General features: G+C 71.7%; 24 protein-coding genes. 14 read left to right on the plus strand and 10 right to left on the minus strand.

Annotation, left to right across the window (positions count from 1 at the left end; all coding sequences use genetic code 11):
• Positions 1 to 227 (minus strand): hypothetical protein (locus tag A2790_RS15375; RefSeq protein ID WP_293393349.1); only part of this gene is annotated, 227 nt, incomplete at its 3' end.
• 323 nt (positions 228 to 550) lie between these two features.
• Between A2790_RS15375 and A2790_RS15380 the strand changes: the two genes are divergently transcribed.
• Positions 551 to 1351: a hypothetical protein gene (locus A2790_RS15380; protein ID WP_293393351.1), complete on the plus strand. Its 801-nt coding sequence runs from the start codon at positions 551 to 553 to the stop codon at positions 1349 to 1351.
• Here the strand turns inward: A2790_RS15380 and A2790_RS15385 are convergent.
• Positions 1348 to 1926 (minus strand): hypothetical protein, encoded by a 579-nt coding sequence (locus A2790_RS15385; RefSeq protein ID WP_293393353.1) that lies wholly within the window; start codon positions 1924 to 1926, stop codon positions 1348 to 1350. The genes A2790_RS15380 and A2790_RS15385 overlap by 4 nt on opposite strands.
• A gap of 177 nt (positions 1927 to 2103) precedes the next feature.
• On the opposite strand from A2790_RS15385, the gene A2790_RS15390 reads away from it, so the two are divergent.
• The 3 genes from A2790_RS15390 to A2790_RS15400 all read left to right on the plus strand — a co-directional run bounded on the left by A2790_RS15390 (position 2104) and on the right by A2790_RS15400 (position 5066).
• Positions 2104 to 3627: a leucyl aminopeptidase gene (locus A2790_RS15390; RefSeq protein WP_293393355.1), complete on the plus strand. Its 1524-nt coding sequence runs from the start codon at positions 2104 to 2106 to the stop codon at positions 3625 to 3627.
• Positions 3628 to 3686: 59 nt separating this feature from the next.
• Positions 3687 to 3878: a hypothetical protein gene (locus A2790_RS15395; RefSeq protein ID WP_293393357.1), complete on the plus strand. Its 192-nt coding sequence runs from the start codon at positions 3687 to 3689 to the stop codon at positions 3876 to 3878.
• Between the two features lie 210 nt (positions 3879 to 4088).
• On the plus strand, positions 4089 to 5066 hold the full coding sequence (locus A2790_RS15400; protein WP_293393359.1) for a hypothetical protein: 978 nt from the start codon (positions 4089 to 4091) through the stop codon (positions 5064 to 5066).
• A gap of 4 nt (positions 5067 to 5070) precedes the next feature.
• On the opposite strand, the gene A2790_RS15405 is transcribed toward A2790_RS15400, so the two are convergent.
• From A2790_RS15405 to A2790_RS15415, 3 genes are all read right to left on the minus strand, one after another.
• Entirely contained in the window at positions 5071 to 5193 is a 123-nt protein-coding gene (locus A2790_RS15405) for a hypothetical protein (protein WP_255355326.1), read from the minus strand.
• 35 nt (positions 5194 to 5228) lie between these two features.
• Positions 5229 to 6146: an EamA family transporter gene (locus A2790_RS15410; RefSeq protein WP_293393362.1), complete on the minus strand. Its 918-nt coding sequence runs from the start codon at positions 6144 to 6146 to the stop codon at positions 5229 to 5231.
• A gap of 92 nt (positions 6147 to 6238) precedes the next feature.
• Positions 6239 to 6619: an excalibur calcium-binding domain-containing protein gene (locus tag A2790_RS15415; RefSeq protein WP_293393364.1), complete on the minus strand. Its 381-nt coding sequence runs from the start codon at positions 6617 to 6619 to the stop codon at positions 6239 to 6241.
• Between the two features lie 139 nt (positions 6620 to 6758).
• On the opposite strand from A2790_RS15415, the gene fghA reads away from it, so the two are divergent.
• The 5 genes from fghA (at position 6759) to A2790_RS15440 (ending at position 11753) form a co-directional block, all read left to right on the plus strand.
• A complete protein-coding gene (gene fghA / locus A2790_RS15420) occupies positions 6759 to 7595 on the plus strand; it encodes an S-formylglutathione hydrolase (protein ID WP_293393366.1) in 837 nt (278 codons plus the stop codon).
• A gap of 68 nt (positions 7596 to 7663) precedes the next feature.
• Entirely contained in the window at positions 7664 to 9814 is a 2151-nt protein-coding gene (locus tag A2790_RS15425) for a TonB-dependent siderophore receptor (protein WP_293393368.1), read from the plus strand.
• A complete protein-coding gene (locus A2790_RS15430; protein WP_293393370.1) occupies positions 9814 to 10965 on the plus strand; it encodes a PepSY domain-containing protein in 1152 nt (383 codons plus the stop codon). The genes A2790_RS15425 and A2790_RS15430 overlap by 1 nt, the downstream gene beginning before the upstream one ends.
• Before the next feature lie 3 nt (positions 10966 to 10968).
• Positions 10969 to 11145: a hypothetical protein gene (locus A2790_RS15435; RefSeq protein ID WP_293393372.1), complete on the plus strand. Its 177-nt coding sequence runs from the start codon at positions 10969 to 10971 to the stop codon at positions 11143 to 11145.
• 107 nt (positions 11146 to 11252) lie between these two features.
• Complete coding sequence (locus A2790_RS15440; protein WP_293393374.1) at positions 11253 to 11753, plus strand: SRPBCC domain-containing protein; 501 nt, start codon at positions 11253 to 11255, stop codon at positions 11751 to 11753.
• An 18-nt stretch (positions 11754 to 11771) separates the two neighbouring features.
• On the opposite strand, the gene A2790_RS15445 is transcribed toward A2790_RS15440, so the two are convergent.
• Positions 11772 to 12167, minus strand: coding sequence for a hypothetical protein (locus A2790_RS15445; protein WP_293393376.1), 396 nt, complete (start codon positions 12165 to 12167; stop codon positions 11772 to 11774).
• A complete protein-coding gene (locus tag A2790_RS15450; RefSeq protein WP_293393378.1) occupies positions 12164 to 15493 on the minus strand; it encodes an amidohydrolase family protein in 3330 nt (1109 codons plus the stop codon). The genes A2790_RS15445 and A2790_RS15450 overlap by 4 nt, the downstream gene beginning before the upstream one ends.
• A gap of 131 nt (positions 15494 to 15624) precedes the next feature.
• On the opposite strand from A2790_RS15450, the gene A2790_RS15455 reads away from it, so the two are divergent.
• The 3 genes from A2790_RS15455 to A2790_RS15465 all read left to right on the plus strand — a co-directional run bounded on the left by A2790_RS15455 (position 15625) and on the right by A2790_RS15465 (position 17944).
• Positions 15625 to 15795 (plus strand): hypothetical protein, encoded by a 171-nt coding sequence (locus tag A2790_RS15455; protein WP_293393380.1) that lies wholly within the window; start codon positions 15625 to 15627, stop codon positions 15793 to 15795.
• Between the two features lie 42 nt (positions 15796 to 15837).
• On the plus strand, positions 15838 to 16623 hold the full coding sequence (locus tag A2790_RS15460) for an MliC family protein (RefSeq protein ID WP_293393381.1): 786 nt from the start codon (positions 15838 to 15840) through the stop codon (positions 16621 to 16623).
• A gap of 214 nt (positions 16624 to 16837) precedes the next feature.
• Entirely contained in the window at positions 16838 to 17944 is a 1107-nt protein-coding gene (locus tag A2790_RS15465) for a surface-adhesin E family protein (protein WP_293393383.1), read from the plus strand.
• A gap of 539 nt (positions 17945 to 18483) precedes the next feature.
• Here A2790_RS15465 and A2790_RS15470 read toward each other — a convergent pair.
• Complete coding sequence (locus A2790_RS15470; RefSeq protein ID WP_293393385.1) at positions 18484 to 19419, minus strand: calcium-binding protein; 936 nt, start codon at positions 19417 to 19419, stop codon at positions 18484 to 18486.
• A gap of 59 nt (positions 19420 to 19478) precedes the next feature.
• Complete coding sequence (locus A2790_RS15475) at positions 19479 to 20138, minus strand: hypothetical protein (protein ID WP_293393387.1); 660 nt, start codon at positions 20136 to 20138, stop codon at positions 19479 to 19481.
• 338 nt (positions 20139 to 20476) lie between these two features.
• Here A2790_RS15475 and A2790_RS15480 point away from each other — a divergent pair, with 338 nt between their 5' ends.
• Complete coding sequence (locus A2790_RS15480; RefSeq protein ID WP_293393389.1) at positions 20477 to 21805, plus strand: HAMP domain-containing sensor histidine kinase; 1329 nt, start codon at positions 20477 to 20479, stop codon at positions 21803 to 21805.
• Positions 21793 to 22362 (plus strand): response regulator transcription factor, encoded by a 570-nt coding sequence (locus A2790_RS15485; RefSeq protein WP_293393391.1) that lies wholly within the window; start codon positions 21793 to 21795, stop codon positions 22360 to 22362. Before A2790_RS15480 ends, A2790_RS15485 begins: the two co-directional genes overlap by 13 nt.
• A gap of 18 nt (positions 22363 to 22380) precedes the next feature.
• Here the strand turns inward: A2790_RS15485 and A2790_RS15490 are convergent, their stop codons facing one another.
• The gene (locus tag A2790_RS15490; RefSeq protein WP_068875381.1) at positions 22381 to 22581 is read right to left on the minus strand and encodes a hypothetical protein; all 201 of its coding nucleotides are present in this window, start codon (positions 22579 to 22581) and stop codon (positions 22381 to 22383) included.
• Positions 22582 to 22640: the final 59 nt, after the last annotated feature.

Raw genomic sequence — 22640 nt, forward strand, 5'->3', positions numbered from 1 at the left:
TGGATCGCCGCCCACATGGACCCGTCCTGCTGGAACTGGAAGCCGCGGAAGTCGGCGGGGTCGACGCTGGTCTGGCCGAGCTTGAGCACGTAGGCGCCGGCCGAGGTGGCGGAGGGGCCGGTGGGGAAGTACTCGAACATGACGTTCCCGCCGTCCTGGATCGCCGCCCACATCGGTTCGGCGCGCGCCGCCCCGGCGAACGCCAGGAGGCCGGCGACAGCCGCCACAAAAGTTTGTCGGATCCCAGGTCGCATATGCCTTCCCCACGTCGGCTCGGCCATCGATCGAGCAGCCAGTACGTCGTCGCTGACGGCGCCCTTCGGAGCGGGCGCCGATGGGGTGGCTTACAGGGGATTGGGTTCGTGATCGCGGCGCTGACGGAACTGGCGATGGGCAAATCCGGAACTCCAGGGTTCATGTTCGTGCTTTGTTCTTGACTTTTGCGCGCGTTTCTGGGAGGGTTCGGGCAGGGTCGATCGGTGCGCCTGGGGCTGGATGGCCGGGCGGTGCGGCGGCGCGGCTTTCCTTTCTTTGCGAGCGGGTGACAGCGATGGCGGCGGGTGAGAAGCCGGCGCGGCGGCGCTATGTGCGCGTGGCCTATGACGACAAGGTTCCGCGGGTGCAGGAGATGTGCCGGCGGCTGGAGGCGGGGGAGACCTATGCCGACATCTGCCGCGACCCGCGGATGCCGAACCGCTCGACGATGGACGCCTGGCTGAAGCGGAACGACGAACTGCGCGCGATGGTGGAGGCGGCGAAGGCCGAGGCGGCGCTGAGCTGGCCGGCGCGGCGCGGCTACAACCGCTGGAGCGAGAAGCGGGCGGAGGAATTCCTGGCGCGGATCGAGGACGGGCGGGGGCTGCGCGAGGTGTGCGCCGAGCCGGACATGCCGGTCCATTCGTCGGTGACCCGGTGGCTGCGCGAGCGGCCGGATTTCGCCGAGGCCTACCGGCTGGCGCGGCAGGCGCAGGCGGATCGGCTGTTCGACCTGGCCTGGACCATCGCCCTGGAGGCCAAGACGGCGGAGGTGGCGACGGCGCGGCTGAAGATCCAGACGCTGAAGTGGCGGGTGGGCAAGCTCGCGCCACGCAAGTACGGGCCGCTGAAGGCCCAGGCGCCCGAGGGGGAGCCGGGGGCGGAGGGCCGCGGGCCGGTGCGCTTCGAAGCGCGGCGCTTTGCGAGGACGCCGGACAACCGGGTGGTGGAGACCACCCGGGCCGTGCGCGGCATGAGCGTGGAGGAGGTCCAGGCGCTGAGGGCCGCCATCGCCGCCGGGACGGTGACGCCGGAGGACGTGGCGGCCCTGGCCCGCCGCGCGGACGCGGACCTGGCTCTAGGGGTCGGCCGCTAGGCGGTGAGGGCGCCGTCCCAGAGGGAGGCGGGCTGGGGCAGGAGGATCGACTGCCAGACGCCATCGCCGTCCAGGTCGGCGTAGGTGGTTTGTTCGATCTGGCCGTCGTCGAGCTCGGTCTTCACGACGACGCCGTTCACGCGGGCCCAGGTCTCGTCGCGGTCGATGTCCTCTTGGGTAAGGCGGCCGTTGCGCTCCACCTCGTAGACGGCGGCGACCTGGCCGGCGGCGTCGAAATGGAAGACATAGGCGTCGTCGTCCAGCACCTGCGTCACCGGCAGGCTGGCCTCGGGGGGCGGGGCTCCGGTGAACAGGCTGAGGTCCAGGGGGCCGTGGCCCTCGGCCAGTTCGACCCAGCGACCGTCGCCGTCGGTGTCGGCGTAGACGGTCCATTCGGACTGGCCGTCGTCGAGCTCGGTCTTCACCACCAGGCCGGCTTCGAGGCGGTAGGATTCGTCCTTCTCGATCTTCTCAGGGTCGAGCCGGCCGTTGCGTTCGACTTCGGCGACCGAGATCACCGCGCCGTCCGGGCCGAAGCCGAAGACGTACTGGTCGGGTTGCTGGGGTCGGGCCATGCGGGATCTCCTTGGCGTTTGCGATGCGGCCAAGGTGGCGGCGGCGCTTCAGGGCCGCCTCACGCCAAGATTTGATTTTGCCCATCTTGGCCGGAGGGCGGCGGCGTTGCCGTCGGCGCATCTAGCGCGCGGGGCCGTTTGACCCTAGCTGTGCTGGAAACAACCAGGAGGTCACCCTTGCGCCGTCTCGCCGCGTTCACCCTTGCCGCCGCCGTCTCCGCCGCCTCGGCTGAGGCGCGTCCGATCCAGTTCGCGTCGGAGGCGCCCCGGGGCGGGGCGGCGGTGCTGCCGCTGGCCTCGGAGGCCGATCTCCAGACCCGCGGCGGCGCCCTCGATCCGGCCACGCGGGAGGCGGTCCGCCGGGCGCTGGCCGAGGCGCGGTTCGAGTACAAGACGGGCAAGGTCCTGACCCTGCGCGGCCTCGGCGGCTACGAGCAGATCGTGGTGCTGGGCGCGGCGGGCGCGGAGGGGCCGGCGGCCCTGCAGGACCTGGGCGGACTGGCCCGGCGCGAGACCGCCGAGGCCGATGGCGCCGTGACCCTGCTGGCCCAGGGGCTGGACGCCGCGGAGTTGGCCATCGGCGCGGAGATGGGCGGCTACGCCTATCCGGGGCTCAAAGCGCCGGCCAAGCGCAAGGCCTCGCAGGCCCCGCTGGTGATCGTGGGCGGCCAGGCCCGGGAGGCGCGCGCGGCCTACGACGCCCGAGGCGCGGCCCTGGCCGAGGGCGTGAAGCTGACCCGCGACCTGATCTCCGAGCCCTCGAACATCAAGACGCCCCAGTGGTTCGCCGACCGCACCCGCGAGGCGTTCCGCGGCGTGGACGGCGTGACGGTGGAGGTGTTCGACGAGGCCGAGCTCGCCCGGCGCGGCATGAACGCCATCCTGAGCGTCGGCCAGGGCTCCACCCGTCCGCCGCGGCTGGTGATCGTGGAGTACAAGGGCCCCGGCGCCACGGGCCGCCCGGTGGTCATCACCGGCAAGGGCATCACCTTCGACGCGGGCGGGGTCTCCATCAAGCCGGCGTCGGGCATGTGGCGGATGCGCACGGACATGTCGGGGGCGGCCGCGGCCATGGGCGCGGTGCTGTCGCTGGCCAAGTCGAAGGCGCCGGTCCACGTGGTGGCCGTGGGCGCCATGGCCGAGAACATGCCCGGCGGCGGCGCCGCGCGGCCGGGCGACGTGATCCGCGCCTATGGCGGCAAGAGCATGGAGCGGCTGAACACCGACGCCGAAGGCCGCGTTGTCCTCGCCGACGCCATGGCCTATGCGGACGAGCGCTGGAAGCCGGCCGCGCTGTTCAGCGTCGCCACCCTGACCGGCGCGGTCGGGACGGCGCTGGGCGACGACTATGCCGGCCTCTTCAGCCGCCACGACGGCCTGGCCGCCCAGGTCGAGAAGGCCGCCGCCACGTCGGGCGAGGCGGTGTGGCGCCTGCCGCTGCACGAGTCGCTCGCCGAGGACCTGAAGAGCCCGGTGGCCGATATCCGCGACGTGGTGGAAGGCGGCGGCGCGGGCGCCAGCGTCGGCGCGCATGTCATCGGCTTCTTCGCCGATCCGGCCACCCCCTGGGCCCACCTCGACATCGCCGCGGTGGCCTGGTCGAACGAGGCGCAGCCGACGGCCCCCAAGGGCGCGCGCGGCTGGGGCGTGCGCCTGCTGGACCGCTTCGTCCGCGACTTCGATCCGGCGCGGGTGAAGTAGCCACCGCTCCGGCGGCGCCCGAAGGTGGCGTGTGGGCGTGCAAGCGCCTACATCGGGGGATGCAGACTTTCAGAGCCTATCTTCAGGACGCCGCCGGAACGATCACCTGGGCGGCGTGGATCGAGGCCGCGCACCTCGAGGATGCGCGCGGCCGGGCCGACGCCCTTTGCGCCGCGGGGACGCCGACGGTGGACCTGTGGTCGTCGAGCGAGCGGAAGGTCTGGCCCGCGGCGGCGCTCGAAGCGGTCTAGGCGGTTTGCGGAGGCGGGCGCGACGCCTTGCCTCGCTTGTTGCGCCGGCGCCCGCAGCCTAGAGCCATGCCTTCCGATCGGACTCGTCCGAAGCCGGCAGGAAAGCTCTATCTCTTTGATCTCCAGTACGATCTTTGCGCGCGGACCGGCCGCTGACGCCGCGCCCGGCGCCCGGGACGACGATCGAGGAGCCACCCGCCGAGGTTCCGCGTGACGGCGCCCGAGGCGCCGAGGAGCCGGATCGGGCTGGTCGCCTCCATGGCGGAGCTGATCGAGACGTCGCAGGCGGAGACGCCGCGGGTCGTCGACGCCGTGCGGCAGGCGGCCTTGACCGACCGGTTCCTGACGCCGGCGCTTGGCGCGCTGACGGATTTCTTCCGGGAACTGCGGGCCGAGCTCGACGCCGTGCTGCGCGCGGAGGCGCCGACGTTCGCCGCCAAGCCCTATCCGCTGGGCCAGTGCCTCCGGATCACCGAGGCGGTGCGGACAGGGCTGGAGACCGTGCGCGCGGATGGGCTGTCCGCCAGCGCGGCCGAGGGTCATGCCGCCCTGCGCCGGTTCCTGGAGAAGGGCGGCGCGATGCAGCGGGCCTGGGGCGACCTGCGGGGCCAGTACTTCCAGAACGCCCTGGTGGTCGGCGCCCTCTATGTGGACGTCTCCAACGACACGGTCGTCGCCGACAAGCCCCCGGTGGAGATCCTGCCGTTCGCCGAGGCCGGGTTCAGGCCGATCGGCGACTACCTGCATTTCACGAAGATCGCCGAGCGCTACTGGGGCTACCGTTTCGCGCCCAACCACCTGGTCCCGGAACTGGCGCCGTACCTGCCGCTGATCCAAATCAGCCCGGCGGGCCGGGTAAGCCTGGGGCCCTCGTACGGCTACATGCTGGGGCTGACGCTGGCGGGCGAGTTCCGCCCGAGCGAACAGGTGCTGGCCGCCGCGCCCATCGCGCCCGCCTTCCACGCGGCGCTGGCGGCCGCGCTGGTGGATGGACCCATGCCCGTTGCGGCCGGACCGGACGAGGGCCGCGCCGCCGCGCTGGGCTGGTGCCGCACCTATCGCGCCGAGGGCCGCATCCAATGCGCCGCCACCTACAACCGCGCGCGCCTGGCAGGGCAGGCGGCGAACCATCGCCTGGCTCGGCTGAAGGTCCTGCCGGTCGCGGGGTCCCGGCCGGCGGTGGCGTGAGAGCTCAGCGCCTGAGGCTGAGGAACATCGGCACCAGATAGACGGCGACCAGCAGGAGGAGGCCGACCACCACGGCGCGGCCGATGAGCTTCTTGCGGCGTTCGGCGTCGGGCGTGTTCGCGGTCATGGGCGGCTTCTAGCACATCGGCGGCTGCGCGCACGTCAGGTCGGCGGGATGTCGGAGGCCAGGTCCTCGGGCGTGCGGGGTTGGCTGGACCAAGCGGCGCCGGCAGCGGCGGCCATGACGGCGAGGACGCCGGCGAGCTGGGCCGGCGCCAGGCGCTCGTGCAGGAGGAGAAGGCCCGCGAGGGCGCCGAAGGCCGGCTCCAGGCTGGTGAGCACGGCGAAGGTGCGGGCCGGCATGCGGGGCAGGGCGTACATCTCCAGCGTGAAGGGAATGGCGGTGGAGATGAGGGCGACCACCAGTGCCAGCGGCAGAAGCTGTGGCTGGAGCAGGGCCTCGAGCCCGGCATGCTGGATGCCCACCGGGACCACCATGACGGTGGCGATGCCCACGGCCAGCGCCGGGGTGGCGTGGCCGTAGGCGCGGCTGGCCGCCTGTCCCCAGACGATGTAGGCGGCCCAGGACGCGGCGGCGGCCAGGGCGAACAGGAGGCCCAGGGGGTCGAGGCGATCGGCGCCGCCCGCGGTCAGGCCGTGGCCCACCAGTCCCCAGACCCCGGCGGCGGCGAGGGCCGCCCAGACGAGGTCGCTGGCGCGGCGCGAGCCGGCGATGGCGACGCCCAGCGGCCCCAGGAACTGGAGCGCGATGGCCACGCCCTGGGGCAAACGGCCGAGGGCCAGGTAGAAGAAGAGGATCGCCCCGCCGGTGGCCAGGCCCAGGCCCAGGAGCGGGCCCAGCGCCACCGCGCCCGGCCAGTGGCGCCAGGGCCGGAGCACGGCGATCAGCATGCCGGCGCCCAGGATCAGGCGCAGGGCGGCGGCGCCCTCCGCGCCCACGGCGGGGAACAGCCCCTTGGCCAGCGAGGCGCCGACCTGAAACGCGCAGGTGGCGCCGATCACCGCGGCGAACGGCAGCACGACGGCGAGGGCGCTCGCCCGGGTCCGGCCTGGGCTCACGCGCGCCTCCGACTCATGGGCCGCCAGGATGGGCGGGCGCGGGGCGGGACGGAAGGTCCAGTTGCGGGCGGGCGGTCAGACCGGTCGGCGCGTCAGGCCGGTTCGCAGGCCAGGCCGTTGCGGTTGCTGTCCTGGTGCGGGGAGTAGGCGGGAGAGCTGCGGGGGATGCTGAAGACCCCGGCGGCGTGGGCGTCCTCGCAACTGGGGAAGGGGCGGCGCGGGAGGTCCTCGGCGACCGCGTGGCCGAGGCTGGGGCGGACCACCGGGTACATGCGATCGAGGCCGATGCCGATGGCCAGCATGCACAGCGTCAGGCAGATCATGAGCACCGCATCGACGGGGCTGAGCACGATGCGCCGAGCACGGCGGCCGGCGCCCTGCCGCTGCCACGCCTGGTAGAACCGGCGCTGCAGGCGGGCGGCCTGGTCCAGGCGGCCTGGACCGTCGAGGGACGGGATCTGGAGCGGCTGCATAGTCACGCTTGGAACATCGCCGCCGATGGGAAAGGCGCGGTGAAGGCCATTGGTTAACTGGCGGACGCGTTGTCGCAGGCGCCCCGGCGACCTGTTACAGGCCTCAAGGGCAGAGGCTCGCGCGTCACGGAGGTCGCAGATGGAAAACGTCCAGCAGCATCGGACCCACGGCGGGCTTCTGACCTACGCCCGCCACGACAGCGCGGCGACCGGCACGCCCATGCGAGCCTCGGTGTTCACGCCGCCGGGAGACGGGCCATTCCCGGTGCTCTATTGGCTGTCGGGGCTCACCTGCACCGAGGACAATTTCACCACCAAGGCCGGCGCCTATGCCGCCGCGGCCGCCCACGGGGTGATGATCGTGGCCCCCGACACCAGCCCGCGGGGCGAGGGCGTGGCCGATGATCCGGCCTACGACCTGGGCCAGGGCGCGGGCTTCTACCTCGACGCGATCCAGGCGCCGTGGGCGCCGCACTTCCGGATGGAGACCTATGTCACGCAGGACCTCGTGGCGACCGTGGAAGACGCCTTTCCGGCGGACGCGGCGCGGCGTGGGATCTTCGGCCACTCCATGGGCGGGCACGGGGCGCTGACGCTGGCCCTGAAGCATCCGGACCTCTACCGCTCGGTCTCGGCCTTCGCCCCGATCGTCTCGCCGACCCGGTGCGACTGGGGCCGAAAGGCGTTCGCCGCCTATCTCGGCGGGGACGCGGCGGGCTGGGCGGCGCACGATGCTTGCCGGCTGGTGGAGGCGGGCGCGGCGAGGGGCCGCTTCGACGACATCCTGATCGACCAGGGCGGCGCCGACAGCTTCCTGGAGACCCAGCTGAAGCCGGACCTGTTCGAAGCGGCCTGCGGGGCCGCAGGCCAGAAGCTGACCCTGCGGATGCAGGCCGGCTACGACCACTCCTATTTCTTCATCGCCAGCTTCGTCGCCGATCATGTGGCCTGGCATGCCGAGCGCCTGAGGAGCTGAGGACGGCGCCCTTTACCCCTGCAATTGCGACTGCTAGTGCGAGCTATTCGCAAGTCAAAGGGGTTTCGATGTCCTACCGAGTGTTGCTGGCGTGCGGCGTAGCGGCCGTCTCGATCGCTTCCGCCGCCAGCGCGGCCGAGGCGCCGGCGCAGGTGGACGAGGTGGTGGTGACGGGATCGCAGGTGGCGCTGCCCACGCCGTATGCCGGCGGCCAGGTGGCGCGCGGCGCCCGCGTCGGCCTGCTGGGCGCGCTGGAGGCCCTGGACACCCCCTATGCGGTGACGGCCTACACCCAGGAGCTTGTGCAGGCGCAGCAGGCCCGCAGCGTGGGCGACGTGCTGCAGAACGACCCGGCGGTGCGGGTCGCCAAGGGCTTCGGCAACTTCCAGGAGCTGTACGTGATCCGGGGCTTCCCGGTGTACTCGGACGACATGACCTACAACGGGGTCTACGGGATCCTGCCGCGCCAGTTCGTGGCGGCCGAGCTGCTGGAACGCGTCGAGGTCTTTCATGGGGCGAGCGCCTTCCTGAACGGCGCAGCGCCCGGCGGCAGCGGTGTGGGCGGCGCGTTCAACCTGGTCCCGAAGCGGGCCCCGGCCGAGCCGCTGACCCGCGTGACGGCGGGCGTGGAGACGGGCGGGCAGCTCTATGGCGCGGCGGACGTGGCGCGCCGGTTCGGCGCCGACCAGGCGTTCGGCGTGCGAGCTAACGTGGCCCGACGGGACGGCGAGGGCGCGATCGAGGATCAGGACCGGGAGCTGACGGTGCTGGCGCTGGGGCTGGACTACCGGGGTGAGCGGGCGCGCTTTGCGGCCGACGTCGGGTTCCAGGATCACCGCATCGAGGCGCCGCGTCCCAGTGTGACGCCGGCCGGCGCGGTCCCCGAGGCGCCCGACGCCTCGCGCAACTTCGCCCAGCCCTGGACCTATACCGACGAGCGGCAGCTGTTCGGGGTGGTGCGCGGCGAGTTCGACGTCTCGGACGCGGTCACCGCCTGGGCCGCGGTGGGCGGACGGCGGGGCAAGGAGCGGAACGTGCTGGCCAATCCGACGGCCCAGCCGAGCGGCGTGACCAGCGCCTACCGCTTCGACAACGCCCGCAAGGACCGGATCCTGTCGGCGGACGCGGGCATCCGGGCCGAGGTGCAGACCGGCGCGGTGGGGCACCGCCTGGTGGCGTCGGCCTCGGCGGTGAAGCTGAAGTCGCTGAACGCCTACGCCTTCTCCAGCTTCGCCGGGTTCGCCGGCGACCTCTACGATCCCACCGCCGTGACGCCTCCGGCCGCGGACTTCTTCGTCGGCGGCGTGCTGTCGGACCCGAACGTGACCGAGCGGACCACCAACACCAGCTTCGCCGTGGCCGACATGATCTCGCTGCTGGACGACCGGCTGCTGGTGACTATTGGCGCCCGCTGGCAGGAGATCGAGACCAAGGCCTACGACTACAACAGCGGCGCGCGCACCTCGCGGTACAAGGCCGACGCCGTCACGCCGGCCCTGGCGGTGGTGTGGAAGGCCAATGAGAGCGTCTCGCTCTACGCCAACTATTCCGAGGCCCTGACGCCCGGCCAGATCGCGCCGGCGGTGAGCGGGGGCGTGCCGGTGACCAACGCCGGGGAGGTGCTGTCGCCCTTCCGCGCCGAACAGGTGGAAGCGGGCGTGAAGGTGGACATGGGCCGCTTCGGCGGGACCCTGTCGGTGTTCTCCATCGACCTGCCCAGCGCCTTCGTCGAGAACGGGGTGTTCGGGAAGAACGGCGAGCAGCGCAACCGGGGGATCGAGCTCTCGGCCTTCGGTGAGCCGGTGGAGGGCTTCCGCGTGCTGGGCGGCGCCACGCTGCTGAACGCCGAACTGCGCCGCACCGCCGGGGGGCTGCTGGACGGCAAGGACGCCATCGGGGTTCCGGAATTCCAGGCGAACCTGAACCTGGAGTGGGACGTGCCCGCCGTATCCGGGCTGACTGTCGAAGGGCGGATCGTCCATACCGGCTCCCAGCCTGTGAACGCGGCGAACACCGTCTCGCTGGAGAGCTTCACGCGGCTGGATCTCGGGGCCCGATACACCTTCGAGGCGGCCGGCAAGGCCGTCACCCTGCGCGCCCGGGTGGAGAACCTGGCGGACAGCGACGACTGGGTGTCGGTGGGCGGCTTCCCGGGCGCCAACTACCTGGTGCTGGGCGCGCCGCGGACGGTGCTGGTCTCGGCGTCGGTGGACTTCTGATGCTGTCGCCGAAGGCCGTGCGCGCCTGGTCGGCGGTCCACAAGTGGACCAGCCTGATCTGCACGGCCTTCCTCATGATGCTGTGCCTGACCGGCCTGCCGCTGATCTTCCACCACGAGATCGACGATGCGCTGGGCCACGACCGCTGGGCGCCGGCGAACCCGGGCGGGCCGCTCATGGACTACGACGCGATCCTCGAGCTGGCGCTGAAGAACCGGCCGGGCGAGGTCCCGCTGTTCATGAGCTTCGACGAGGACCGGCCGGTGGTGAACGTCACCACGGGACCGACTCCGGACGCGCCGGGGCCGCAGATGCACTTCGCGTCCTACGACCGGACGAGCGGGGAGGTCGTGCCCCCGGTGGCGGACGGCGGGGTGATGGACTTCATCCTCCAGCTCCACACCGACATGTTCCTGGGCCTGCCGGGGATGCTGTTCCTGGGCGCCATGGGCGTGCTGTTCGCCGCCTCGATCGTCTCCGGCGTGGTGGTCTATGCGCCGTTCATGCGCAAGCTGGACTTCGGGGTGGTCCGCACCGGCCGCTCGGCGCGGCTGAAGTGGCTGGACACCCATAACCTCATGGGCGTGGTGGCGGTGGCCTGGCTGCTGGTCGTGGGGCTGACGGGGGTGGTGAACACCCTCTCCACGCCCATCGTGGACCTGTGGAAGGCCGAGCAGCTCGAGGCCCTGGTGAAACCCTACGAGGGCCGGCCCCCGGTGGCGCGGCTGGCGTCGGTGCAGGCGGCGGTGGACAAGGCCCGGGCGGTGCTGCCGGGGATGGATCTGCAGTTCGTGGCCTTCCCCGGCGGCTCCTATTCCACCGAGCGGCACATGCTGGTGTTCTTCCACGGCGATACGCCGCTGACCGAGCACCTGATCACGCCGGCGCTGATCGACGCCGAGACCGGGGAACTGGTCGGCGTGCGGCCGATGCCCTGGTACGTGAAGGCGCTCGGCCTCTCGCAGCCGCTGCATTTCGGCGACTACGGCGGCCTGCCGCTGAAGCTTTTGTGGGCGGCGCTGGACCTGGTGACGATCGTGGTGCTCGGCAGCGGGCTCTACCTGTGGCTGGCGCGCCGCCGCACGGCCGCCGCGCCGTTTGCGGATGCGATCGACCAGGAGCCCGCGGCCGCGCCGGCGCCGGCGGAGTAGGCCATGAAGCGACCGCAGGGCCTTGCCCGCGTCTTCGCCGCACCGAGCGCGATAGCGGCCCTCAGCCTCTTCGGCCTGGTCGCCGCCCTGATCGGCGACGGCCCCTGGGACGCCGCCGGCTGGCTCGGCCTCACCGCGCCGCTGGCGGCGCTGGCCTGGGCGATCAGGCACCGGGGGTAGGGGGGCCCGCGGTCTGCGCTCATCAGTTCTGCCCGATGTCGGCTTTCGAGCGGCTCGTTCGTCGTTCCGGGGGATCGGATGCGATCCGGGGAGAAAGGACGAGAGCCATGGGCGAAAGCGGTCAACCTAACCGGGAGACGAACCTCACCACGGTGGCGCGGAAATCCGATCGCGAGCTGGTGGTCACCCGCACCTTCGACAGCCCCGTCTCGTCGGTGTTCGACGCCTGGACACGGCCGGAACTGTTCCGGCTGTGGTGGGCGCCGAAGTCCATGGGCGCTGCGCTCAGCGGCTGCGAGATCGACGCCCGCACCGGCGGCGGTTACCGGATCACGTTTGGCGACGGAGACGATTCCGCGACATTCTTCGGCACGTATCTGGAGGTGACGCCGCCCGCGCGCCTGGTCTGGACGAACGAAGAGAGCGAGGATGCGCCGGTCACAACCGTCACCTTCGAAGCGGCGGGCGAGCAGACGTTGCTGGTGCTGAGCGAGCTCTATCCCTCGGCCGAGCCTGTGGCCGACGCCGTGGCGGGGATGCAGGCCATGTCCGCCGAGCAATTCGCCCAGCTGGACGAGCTTCTCGCGGCGGGCCGCCCACCGGCTTAAGGGGCGGCGTTCGCGGCCTCAGTCCTCGTCGCCCGTTTCGTCGCCGATGGCGGCTTCGACGAGGCGGCGCCAGGTGGGGTCGGTGTCGTCGACGAGGTCGACGTCTTCCAGGAGGGCCACGGCGCCTTCGCCGTCGGGGAGTATGAGGCCCAGGACCTCCATGGTCTCGCCGTCGTCGCTGTCGTGGGCCTCGGCCTGGACGGCCACGGCGGCCTGTTCGCCGTCGTCCGCCCACCAGATCACCGGCTGGGGCAGGTCCATGTCGATGAGGCGGCCGTTGTGGGTGTCGCTGAGGGCGAAGATGGCCTTGCGGGCCTGGACGTCGTCGAGGTCGGCGATGCGGCCCGCGAAGGGGACCAGGCGCTGCCAGTCGTCGACGTCGAAGCCGGCGTCTTCGTCGGGGGGCTGGCTCATGGCTTCTCCCACCACCAGGGGGCGCGCTTGCGATCGCCCGTGACGACCTCGTTCAGGGTCATGGGATCGTGCATGCGGCCGCCCACCATGACGCGGTGGACCTTCTCGGAGTTGCGGATGTCGGCGGTGGGGTCGGCGTCGAGGACCACGAGGTCGGCCAGCTTGCCCGGCTCGAGGCTGCCGATGTCGGCCTCCATGCCCAGGGACCGGGCGGGGACGATGGTGCCGGCCTGCAGCGCCTCCATCGGGCTCATGCCGCCGCGGACGAAGGACCACAGCTCCCAGTGGGGCCCGATGCCGGCCTGCTGGCCGTGGGCGCCGATGGAGACCAGGACCCCGCGCCTGGCCAGCTTGTGCGCCTCGCGGGCGTTGTCGTCGTCCGCGTACTGGTCCTCGGGGGCGATGGCGCGGCGGGCGTTGTCGGCGAGGAGCTGGGTGGGCGGGATGTGGGCCCTCAGCACCGGCTGGGCGAAGACGTCGGTGTGGCTGCGCCAGTAGTTGTCGCCGGTGAGGCCGCCGAAGGTGACCACGAGGGTGGGGGTGTAGTTCGTCTTCGACTGGCCGAAGTAGCTCAGCACGTCCTCGTAGAGGGCGAGCTGGGGGATGTTGTGCTCCAGGGTCGAGTTGCCGTCGGCGACGATGTTCATGTCCTGGCCGAACAGCGCGCCGCCCTCGGCCACCACCTGCATGTTCTCGGCGCGGGCGGCCTGGATGAGCTGCTGGCGCTGGTCCCGGCGGGGCTGGTTGTAGTTCTTGATGCTGTGGGCGCCCTGGGCCTTGAGGCGGCGGACGTGGGCGAGGGCGTCCTCGTAGCTGTCGATCTGGGCGTAGTTCCGGGCGGCCTTGGCGCCGTAGACCACCTCGCCGGTGGAGAAGATGTGCGGGCCGACGATCTTGCCGGCGCGCTGCAGCTCGGCGGCGGCGTAGACCTCGGCGGCGCGGCTGGAGGGATCGTGCACGGTGGTGACGCCCAGGGCCATGTTGACCATCAGCGACCAGTTCTGCTGCGGCACCAGCTCGTCCACGCCGTAGGGGCCGTGGGCGTGGGCGTCCACCAGGCCGGGGATGATCGTCTTGCCCTTGAGGTCGACGGTCGTGGCGCTAGCGGGGACCTGGACCTCGCCGGCCTTGCCCACGGCGGCGATGCGGCCGTTCGTGATCACGACGACGCCGTCGTCGATCACGCCGCCGTCGGGCTGAGCCATGGTGACGAGCCGCGCGCCGGTGAGGACGACCGTTCCGGCCGGGCGGTCGGCGGCCACCTCGCGGGCGAGGGAGACGCCCGTCTTCGGCGGCTCGAACTTCGGCGCACCCTCGGCCGGCGGGGCGGCGGGGAAGACCGCGTCGGCGCGGGCCGTGTAGACGGTGGGGCCCATGGACCAGTGGAGCTGGGCGCCGCCGCCGGACCAGTGGATCCACTCGGCGCCGCCGGAGGAGACGCGGGTGACCGGCATCGGGCCGCCCTTCAGGTCCACCGGCACGTCCTGGCCGCCGGGCATGAGGGGCATCACCAGGGCCTCGTAGTTCTGGCGGAAGGCGAAGGCGCGGCCGTCGGGCGCCACGGCGAAGTCGGTCACCAGCTCGCCCTGGGCGTGGACCCGCCGGGCCTCGCCATTGAGGTCGGTGGAGACGAGCTGCTGCTTGCCGCCTTCCGAGGCGGTCATGAAGACGCGGTCGTTGGCGGCGCCGAACTGGGGCGCGGCCACGTCGCGGGCGATGCGGACAGGAACGCCGCCCGCAGCCGGGATGCGGTAGACGCCGGGGTTCTCGGACCAGGCGCCCGAGGTGAGGACGCCGCCGCGGCCCTTCTCGAAGACCAGGGTGCGGCCGTCGGGCGAGAAGGCGGGGCGGGCGTAGTGGCCGGGCTCGCGGGTGACGTCGCGCGGCGTGCCGCCGGCGGCGGCGACCGTGCGGATGCGCCCCAGGCCGGCGTCGGTCCAGGCCACGAAGGCGATCGTGCGCCCGTCGCGCGACCAGGTGGGGAACAGCTCGAAGGACGCCTCGTCGCCCTTGGTAAGGCGGCGGGGCTCGCCGCCGGCCATGGGCTTCACATAGAGCTTGCCCAGGCTCTCGAAGACCACCTGGCGGCCGTCCGGCGAGACGGCGGCGAAACGGGTCATCTTCGTGGTGAAGCGGTCGGGGGAGACCTGGACCTTGGGGTGCGGCGGGTCGATCAGGCCGCGGCTGTCGTCGACACGGAAGGGAATGACCGCGGCGTTCGACCCGTCGAAGTCGACCCGGCGCAGCTTGCCGCCGGCCCAGAAGACCACGGTGCGCGAGTCCGGCGTCCAGTCCATGTTGGGATAGAGGCCGTGGACGGCCCAGGTCTCCTGCACGTCCTGGTCGAGGGCGTCGTAGACCTTGGCCTCGGCGCCGGAGACGAGGTCCTTCACATAGAGCTTGGAGCGGGCGTTCTCGCGGCGGACGAAGGCGATCTTCTTGCCGTCGGGCGAGGGCGTGGGACGCACCGAGCCGCCGGGGCCGGACGCGATGGTGGTCACCTCGCCGGTCTCGATGTCGTAGCGCTCGATGTTGAAGAGGTCGGTGTTGGAGTCCTGGGCGTATTCGAAGATCGGCCCGGGGGTGATGTTGCGCGTGTAGAGCACGCCCTTGCCGTCGGGGGCCCAGGTGGGCTCGCCCAGTTCCTTCTGGTGGCGCTCGTTGGGCTTCTTGACCAGGGGCACGCCGGCCCCGCCGGAGACGTGGTAGAGCCAGACCTCGCCCGTGCCGAGCGAGCGGCCGGGGGTGAAGTGCTTCTTGGCAGCGATGAAGCGGCCGTCGGGGCTCCAGGTGGGCTGGTTGAGGAGGCGGAAGTCCTCCTTGGTCACCTGGCGCTTGTCCGAGCCGTCGAGGTTCATGACCCAGATGTTGTCGCCGCCGCCCCGGTCGGAGGTGAAGGCGATGCGCCGGCCGTCGGGGGAGAACCGCGGCTGGACCTCCCAGGCCAGGCCCTCGGCGATGCGGGTGGGCGTCCCGCCCGCGATGGTCAGGAGATAGATGTCGCCCAAGAGGTCGAAGGCGATCGTCTTGCCGTCGGGGCTGACGTCCACGTTCATCCAGGTGCCTTCGTCGACCTTGATCGGGACCTGGCGAATGACGGCGCCCGGCGGGTTGCTCACGTCCCACTTGGCGGGCTTGGCCGGCGCCGCAGACGGGGCAGGGCCGGTGGTAGGCGCCGGGGCCGGGGGCGTCGATTCGGGCTTCACGGCCTGGTTCTCGGGCGCCTGGGTCTTGGCCACCGGCGGCTGCGGCGAAGGGGGCGCCTGGGCGAGGGCCGGGGTGATGGCGGCGGAGGCGAGGAGAACGGCGGCGAGCTTCAGGTTCATGGAGACCCCTTGGTTGCGGCCATGACTAGCAAGCCGGCCGCCGCGCGCAAACGCCGTGCGACGGAACGCGTTTGGGCGCGACAGGCGCGATGGAGGCGTTAGGTTCGGCGAAAGCTTCAAGGATTCCGACGATGCCCAGCCCCGACGACGACGCGCCGCCCGACGAGACCCCGATGCAGAAGGCGCTGCGCCTGAAGAAGGCCGCGCAAGGCCGCGGCGGCCCGCCCGGCGGCAAGCTGGAGAACGAACGCGTGGCCGCGGCGCGGTCGCAGTCGAAGTCCAAGCCCTGGATGAAGCGCTAAGTCGCAGCGACGGACGGCGGCTTCATGCGTTACGAGGGCGTGATGAAGCTTCGCCTTGCCGTCCTGTCCCTCCCGATCCTCGCCCTGGCCGCCTGTTCCGAGGCGCTGGCGCCCGCCGCGCCGAAGACCGAACCCAAGACCGTGGCGATGACCTGGGTGCACTACGTCTGTGCCGACGGGCGGGCGGTGAGCGCCCTCTATCCCGACGGCGAGACGGCGCAACTCAAGCTGGGCGAGGCCACGCACCTCCTGCGGATCGCCCGCTCGGCCAGCGGCGCGCGCTATACGGGCGATGCGCTGCAGTGGTGGACCAAGGGCGACGAGGCGAGCCTGGCCCCGCTGGCGCCGGGCGAGGACATCGCCAGCGCGTCTGGCGTGGCCTGCGGGCCGGCGTCGAGGGCGCCGGTCAGCCCGCCGGCCCCGGGAACCCCGGGCGGCCTGCCCGACGACCGCACGCCCCTGGCGGAGGGCCCGGCCGAACCGGGCGGCGCCCAGGCGGCGGCGAGCGTGGTGGAGACCTATTACGCCCTGGTGGAAAGCGGCCGCACCGCCGAGGCCGCGAAGCTGCGGCGGGACGGGCGCGAGGAGGACCTGAAGCCGTTCGCGAGGCTGCACGCCCAGGTCGGCGCGCCGGGCCGGGTGGAAGGCGCGGCGGGCTCGCTGTTCGTGGAGGTTCCGGTGGTGCTGTACGGCCGCTACGCCACGGGCGGCGAATACCACGCCGCCGGCAAGGCCACCCTGCGCCGCGCCAACGACGTGCCCGGCGCGACAGAGGCCCAGCGCGCCTGGCGGATCGAGACGATCGAGGTGGCGACGGCGGGCGCGTAGCGTCCTGGGGCGGACTGTCCACAAATGCACCCTGAGGCGCTGAGCGTGCGGCGCCCGATCGTGTGAAACGGATCGGGACAAGGACGTGCTGCGGATTCCGCGGGGACACACCTGCGATTGTCCGAGACAGACCTCTATGTCACAGCATGTGATGGGCGTGCATCGGGGGCGGCGGATGGGTCAGAAGGCGGCACGGCTTGGCGTGGCGTGTACGATGCTCCTGGCGGCAAGCCATGGGCAGGCTGCAACGGGGTTCCGCTTCGAGGAGCAGACGAGCGTCGACGAGATGCGGGCGCGAATTCGCCGTGACTTCTCCGAAGCCTCGACACGCGATCAGGTGCGGACGGTGTTCGTGGCGGAAGGCGGGGCGACCTTGAAGTCCCATCCGCGGAAAGGCGACGTCGAGAAGTACATCTACGACATCAACCTATGCGGCTATTACGTCTGGCGCTGGAACGTCTCGGCGGATTACCGGGCCGACGGGCGGCTGAAGCAGCTCTACGTCAACGCCGAACCGGTGCTCGGCGGAGCCGAACCGGCGGACCCACCCAAGAAGGGCCCCTTCTACCGGAGCGACCGGCCCCGGCCGCAGGCCTTCAAGGGCGAAGCAAGCCTCGCCGTGATCTTTGCGGACCGCGATGCCGATCCGAAGACGCCCGATGATCAGGACATTCTGACCGGCGTCGGCCCCACGCGTGCCGACCCGCTCAACCTAGGCCGCGCATATCCCTACCGGGGGGAGGTATGGCGGTCGATCTTTGACGGCGACGATGCGCGTGTCGTCGTCCCGTACGCCGGCGATTGCGCCGCTGTGGACGCCAGCATTCTGCAGCAGCTCGGCGCCGCGGCGACTCCCATGATGAGGTCATCGCCGTCGACCGGAGGCGCTGTCCAGAACGCCCCGCGCCCCACGACCTTGGACGAAGCGGGCGTGAAATCGTGGCTGGCGAGCCACATCAGATCGGACGGCTGGACGCTCATCACGGCGGACGGCGCAGCGGTGTCGTTCGGAGGCCCTGCCGGTGTCGCGAGACTGGCGGATGGCACACTGAGCGCGCTGGTGCGTCACGAGTACTACGCGCCGGCGCCTTTCGGCGACGTGACGAGCCAGTCGAACCTGCAGAGTTGGAACGTGGACTGCAAGGGCCGCCGGATGCGGGTCCTCACGTTTGCGATGTTCGAGGGAAGCAACCTCAGCGGGCCGTCCTGGGCTCGGGCCTCTGCCCAGCCGGCGTGGGACGAGGTCGAGGCGGATTCGCCCAGAGGGCGCGCTGTCAAACGCATCTGCGAGGCGCCCGCCACCGGCCAGCCCCTGACGTAGTGCGCCCAAGCTCCGTCAGGCCGGAGGCGGCCCGCCTAGGGTCGCCGGCCGAAACGTTGACGTCTGAGCCAGATTGTTGCCGCGCCTGCCGCAAGGCACAGAGGCAGACTGGCGCCGCCGAACAAGATCGTGGCGATGAGTATGTACCCGTGGCGATCCTCCCCGCGAAGGAGGCTCAGCGCAACCACGCCCGCCGTCGGCAGCAAAAGGCCACCGAGCACAGCGGAGAGGAGTGGCCTCGTTCGCCGCGTGGCGGCGTCGAGACTGGCGGCCGCGGCCGCCGTGACCATCAATAGCGTGACGGCTGTCACGATCATCCAAGGCTCAAGGCCGAGCATCTGCCACCCCGCCACCGCTCCGTCCGGCGCCTCGCGGCACTGTCGTCCGCCGCGCCAGTGTCTGCAACGCTCGATGGCGGTCCGCGCCAGGCATACGGGACTGAGACGTTCCCGAACGCGCCGCCGGCGGCGGGGGAGGTCGGGTCACGGCCCCCGGCGCCGGGATCGCGGTGATCGCCGGGCCGGGGGTCGCTCTCCACCTCAGCCGGTGAAGATCCAGTCGCCTGTGAGGCTGGTGAGCTGCACGCCCACCAGGGTCATCTGGGCGCCGCCGCTGAGGCTGACGACGACGTCGGCGCCGACCTGGGCGGTGGTGTAGGTGGAGCCGGGTTCGACCTTCACGCGGTCGCCCTCGGCGCGGCTGAAGTCCAGGACGCGGTCGGCGCCGGCGTCGCCGAAGACGTTGAAGAGGTCGGCCCCCGCGCCGCCCGAGAGGGTGTCGGCCCCGCGGTCGCCGGAGATCCAGTCCGCGCCGGCGCCGCCGCTGAGGCTGTCGTTGTCCTGGCCGCCGCGGACGATGTCGTTGCCGGCCCCGCCGCTGCCGGTGTCGGCGCCGAGGTTGCCGTAGACGATGTCGTCGCCGTCGTCGCCGAGCAGCAGGTCATTGTCCTTGCCGCCGACCACCCAGTCGGATCCGAGCCCGCCGGCGACCGTGTCGTTACCGATGTTGCCGTGCAGGTCGTCGAACTCAGCCCCGCCGGACATGGAGTCGTCGCCGTCGTCGCCGCGGAGGTAGTCCAGGCCGCCGCCGCCCTCGATGGTGTCGTTCCCGGCGTAGCCGCGCATGCGGTCGGCGGCCGCCGAGCCGGTGATGGCGTCGGCGCCGGCGAGGATCGCAGACTTGGCCGCCTCGTTGTTGTTGGTGGTGGCCCAGGTGACGAACTGGGTGACGGGCAGGGAGAAGCCGGTCACGTCGAACACCATCTGGCCGGACAGGCTTTGTTTCCAGCTCGTCAGCGTGCCGCCGGTGATGGCGTCGTTGGCGTAGGTGAACTGGCCGGTGAAATCGTCCTGCCAGGCGCCGTCCTGAAGGGTGAAGCGGGTGGCGGTGGCCACGGTCACGTCGCCCAGCAGCAGGTCGCTGACGATCAGGTCGTCGAAGTCGATGCCGGTCACGCCGGCGGTCAGGATGGCCATGAGGTCCTCCTTCGGCGCCGCCGCGGCCGATGCGGCGGCGGCGCCTAGAGTTGACGGGATCAGAAGCGGCGGGTCAGGCCGACCTGCACGACAGGGAAGTACTTGAAGTCCTTGGCGTCATCGCGCGCCTCGGCCTCTTCCTGGCGCAGGCGGGCCTGGAAGTTGGCGTCGTTGGACAGCGTGCCGCCCGAGGCCGTGAGGTTCACGTCGGGCCGCTTGGAGAAGGCGACGCCGGCGAGGGCGCGGAAGCCCCAGCCCCGTTCGCCGACGTAGGTGTTGTCGAAGCCGAGGCCCACGAAGGGTTGGAAGTTGGAGAGCTTGGCCTCGCCGTCGAGGCGGCCCACCTGGGCGGGGGTGAAGGTCTGGCCGCCGATGTCCACGGCCGCGGTGGGCTGGGCGCGCAGGTTGATCTTGCGCTTGCCGACATAGGCGCCGCCCGAGACGAAGAAGGCGCCGCCGCCGGGATGCAGGTCGGCGAAGACGCCGCCGGTCATCAGCTTGGCCTTCCCGTCGTAGTCGATGTCGGAATAGTCCTCGTCGCGGCTGATGCTGACGCCATCGATGGCGCCGCGCAGGACCACGAGGTCGCTGACCTTGGCCGAGAGCTGCACGCCAATGCCGGGGGTGCCGACGTTTACGCCCACGGACATGTTCTGGGCGCAGGCCGGCGAGGCGGCCAAGGCGCCGAGTGCGGCGAGTGCGGTAAGATACGTCTTCATGTGGTTGAAATCCCTGATCACATTCTGGCTGAGGTGTGGTCGCCGTCCCCGGAGAGGACGGCTGTCGGGTTCGGCCCATCAGGCGTCGGTCGACGCCCGCGGTTCGCGCGGAGCCGAGGCCGGCTCGCCGCCGGCTCGTCGATGCATTGAGATGCCCCTGTCCGTACGGACGTTCCGCGTCCGACCCCGATGCAGAGGCTAGGTCGGCCAGGCGACGGCGGCCATTAGACCGGATGGGCTACAAGGGCTCGCGCGGCGGGCGATAAATCGGGATAACGGGTTCGATCGACGGGAAACGTCGGGCCGGGAATCGCCGGCGAAACGGGGGGAAGGCCTTGGTGTTGGATCCGGCGTACCGGGATCAGGTTCTCGTCAACGAGACGCGGACCGAGCTCAAGGGCAGCGTCGTCGCCTGGGTCGCCCTGACGGTCGGCACGGGATTCCTGGTCGCCGAGTTCGCAGGGAAGGCCGAGCGGTTCGGCTTCATCGCCTGGCTAGCGACGATCTCGGTCTTCCTGGGCGGGTGGTTCGTGGCCTGGGTGGCCTTCATCCTGCGGCCGCCCTCGGATGCGGCGATCCTGTCGCGCTGGATACCCGGCGCGAAGGCGGGGATGGTCCTGTGCAACCTCGCGACGGCCGGCAGCGTCTGGGTGTTCATGCCGGCGGCCGAGCCCGAGATGCGGGCCCTGCTGGTGGTGCTGTACGCCTGGTTCCTGATCGTCCAGTTCGCCGCGGCGACGGAAGCGACCCAGGTTCTGGCGATTGCGGTCGTGCTGCTGCTGGGATCGTTGATCGGCTGGCTGGTGGTCGAGCAGCCGCCGCACTTCCTGACGCTCGCGCTGTTCCTGCCCCTTTTCGGGGCGACCCTGATCGCCATCCGCCGGTTTGTGCGCCAGGCCGTGGTGGCGGCGACGGAGGCCCGCGCGGCGGCCGAGGCCTCTCGCCGGGAGCTGGCCGCGGCCCTGGTCAGCCTGGAGCGGGAGCGGGACGCCAAGACCCATTTCATCCGCGCCGCCTCGCACGACCTGCAGCAGCCGCTGCAGGCGGCCGGACTGTTTCTCGACCGGCTGAAGCCGGGGGCGCGCGACCTCGCCGCGCCCCTGGGGGGCCTTCGGAAATCGCTGGGCGTGGCGCGCACCCTGGTGGACTCGATGCTGGAGCACCTGAAGCTGGAGGGCGGCGCGGTGCGGCCGGACCTGTCGCGCTTCACGGCGGGTGAGCTGTTCGACCGGGTGCTGCTGACGCAGGGCGCCGCGGCGGCCGAGGCCGGGATCGCGCTGTCGGTCGTTGGGCGGCGGGTGGCGCTGCACAGCGACCCGCGGCTGCTGGCGCGGGCGGTGGAGAACCTGGTGGCCAATGCGATCCGGCATTCCGGCGGGCGGCGCGTGGTGATGGGCGCCCGGGCGGGGCGCGACGGCGTGACGATCTGGGTGGTCGACGATGGATGCGGGCTCAGCGTCGGCGACGAGGCGCGGATCTTCCAGCCCTTCGAGCAGGGCGGGCGCGTGGGCGCCTCGGGCGGCTTCGGCCTTGGGCTCGCCTCGGTGGCCGGATTGGTCGAGGTGCTGTCGGGTGCATGCGGCGCGCGGCGCGGGGTGACGCGCGGGGCGGCGTTCTTCATCCACCTCCCGGCCGATGCGGCGGAGGCGGCCCGATGCGCGGCCTGATCTGCGACGACCATCCGCTGATGCGCGAGGCGCTGGCGGGGGCGATGCGCGACCGCTGGCCGGAGGTCGCCCTGGACGAGGCGGGGGACTATCCGTCCGCCTGGGCCCTGGCGGAGACGGCCCGGCCCGACTTCCTGCTCGTGGACCTGTCCATGCCGGGCGCCGAGCCGGTGGCGGGGATCGAGGGGCTGCGTACGCGGGCGCCCGATGCGCCGATGCTGGTGGTCACCGGCATCCAGGACGAGGCCGTGCTGGCGGCCGTGCGGGCCTGCGGGGTGGCGGGGGTCTATTCCAAGAACGCCGAGGCCGAGCTCCTGATGGAGGCGATCGGCGCACGGGTTCCCGGGCTCAAGGCGTGCGAGGCGGCGCGCCTGCCGCCCCGGCAGCGCGAGGTGCTGGGCCTGCTGGCGGAAGGGCTGACGAACAAGGAGATCGCCCGGCGCCTGGGCATCTCGCCGGCCACGGTGAAGGTGCATGTGGCGCGGCTCAGCGACTGGCTGGGCGCCGTCAACCGAACCGACGCCGTGGCCCGCGCCCAGAAGGCGCGGATCATCTGAGGCCGGCGGCCACCGGGCTCAGTGGGCGACGACCCACTGGCTGACGTAGGCGTGGGTGGCGCGGGCGAGCTTGGGCGGGCCCGAGAAATAGAACTCGCTGCCGAACATGACTTTGCGTTCGCGCCAGGTGAGGGCGCCGGTGTCTTCGGCCTGGAGGACGGAGCGCAGCTTGGCGCTCTTACCGTTGGGCACGAAGGCGACGTAGGTAGCGTCCGTCATCGGGTAACTCCAACATGGCCCCGGAGACAAAAAGAGCTTGAGTCTCCGGGAGTTCCAAG

It is taken from the genome of Phenylobacterium sp. RIFCSPHIGHO2_01_FULL_69_31 (assembly GCF_001824475.1).
GTDB lineage: Bacteria > Pseudomonadota > Alphaproteobacteria > Caulobacterales > Caulobacteraceae > Phenylobacterium.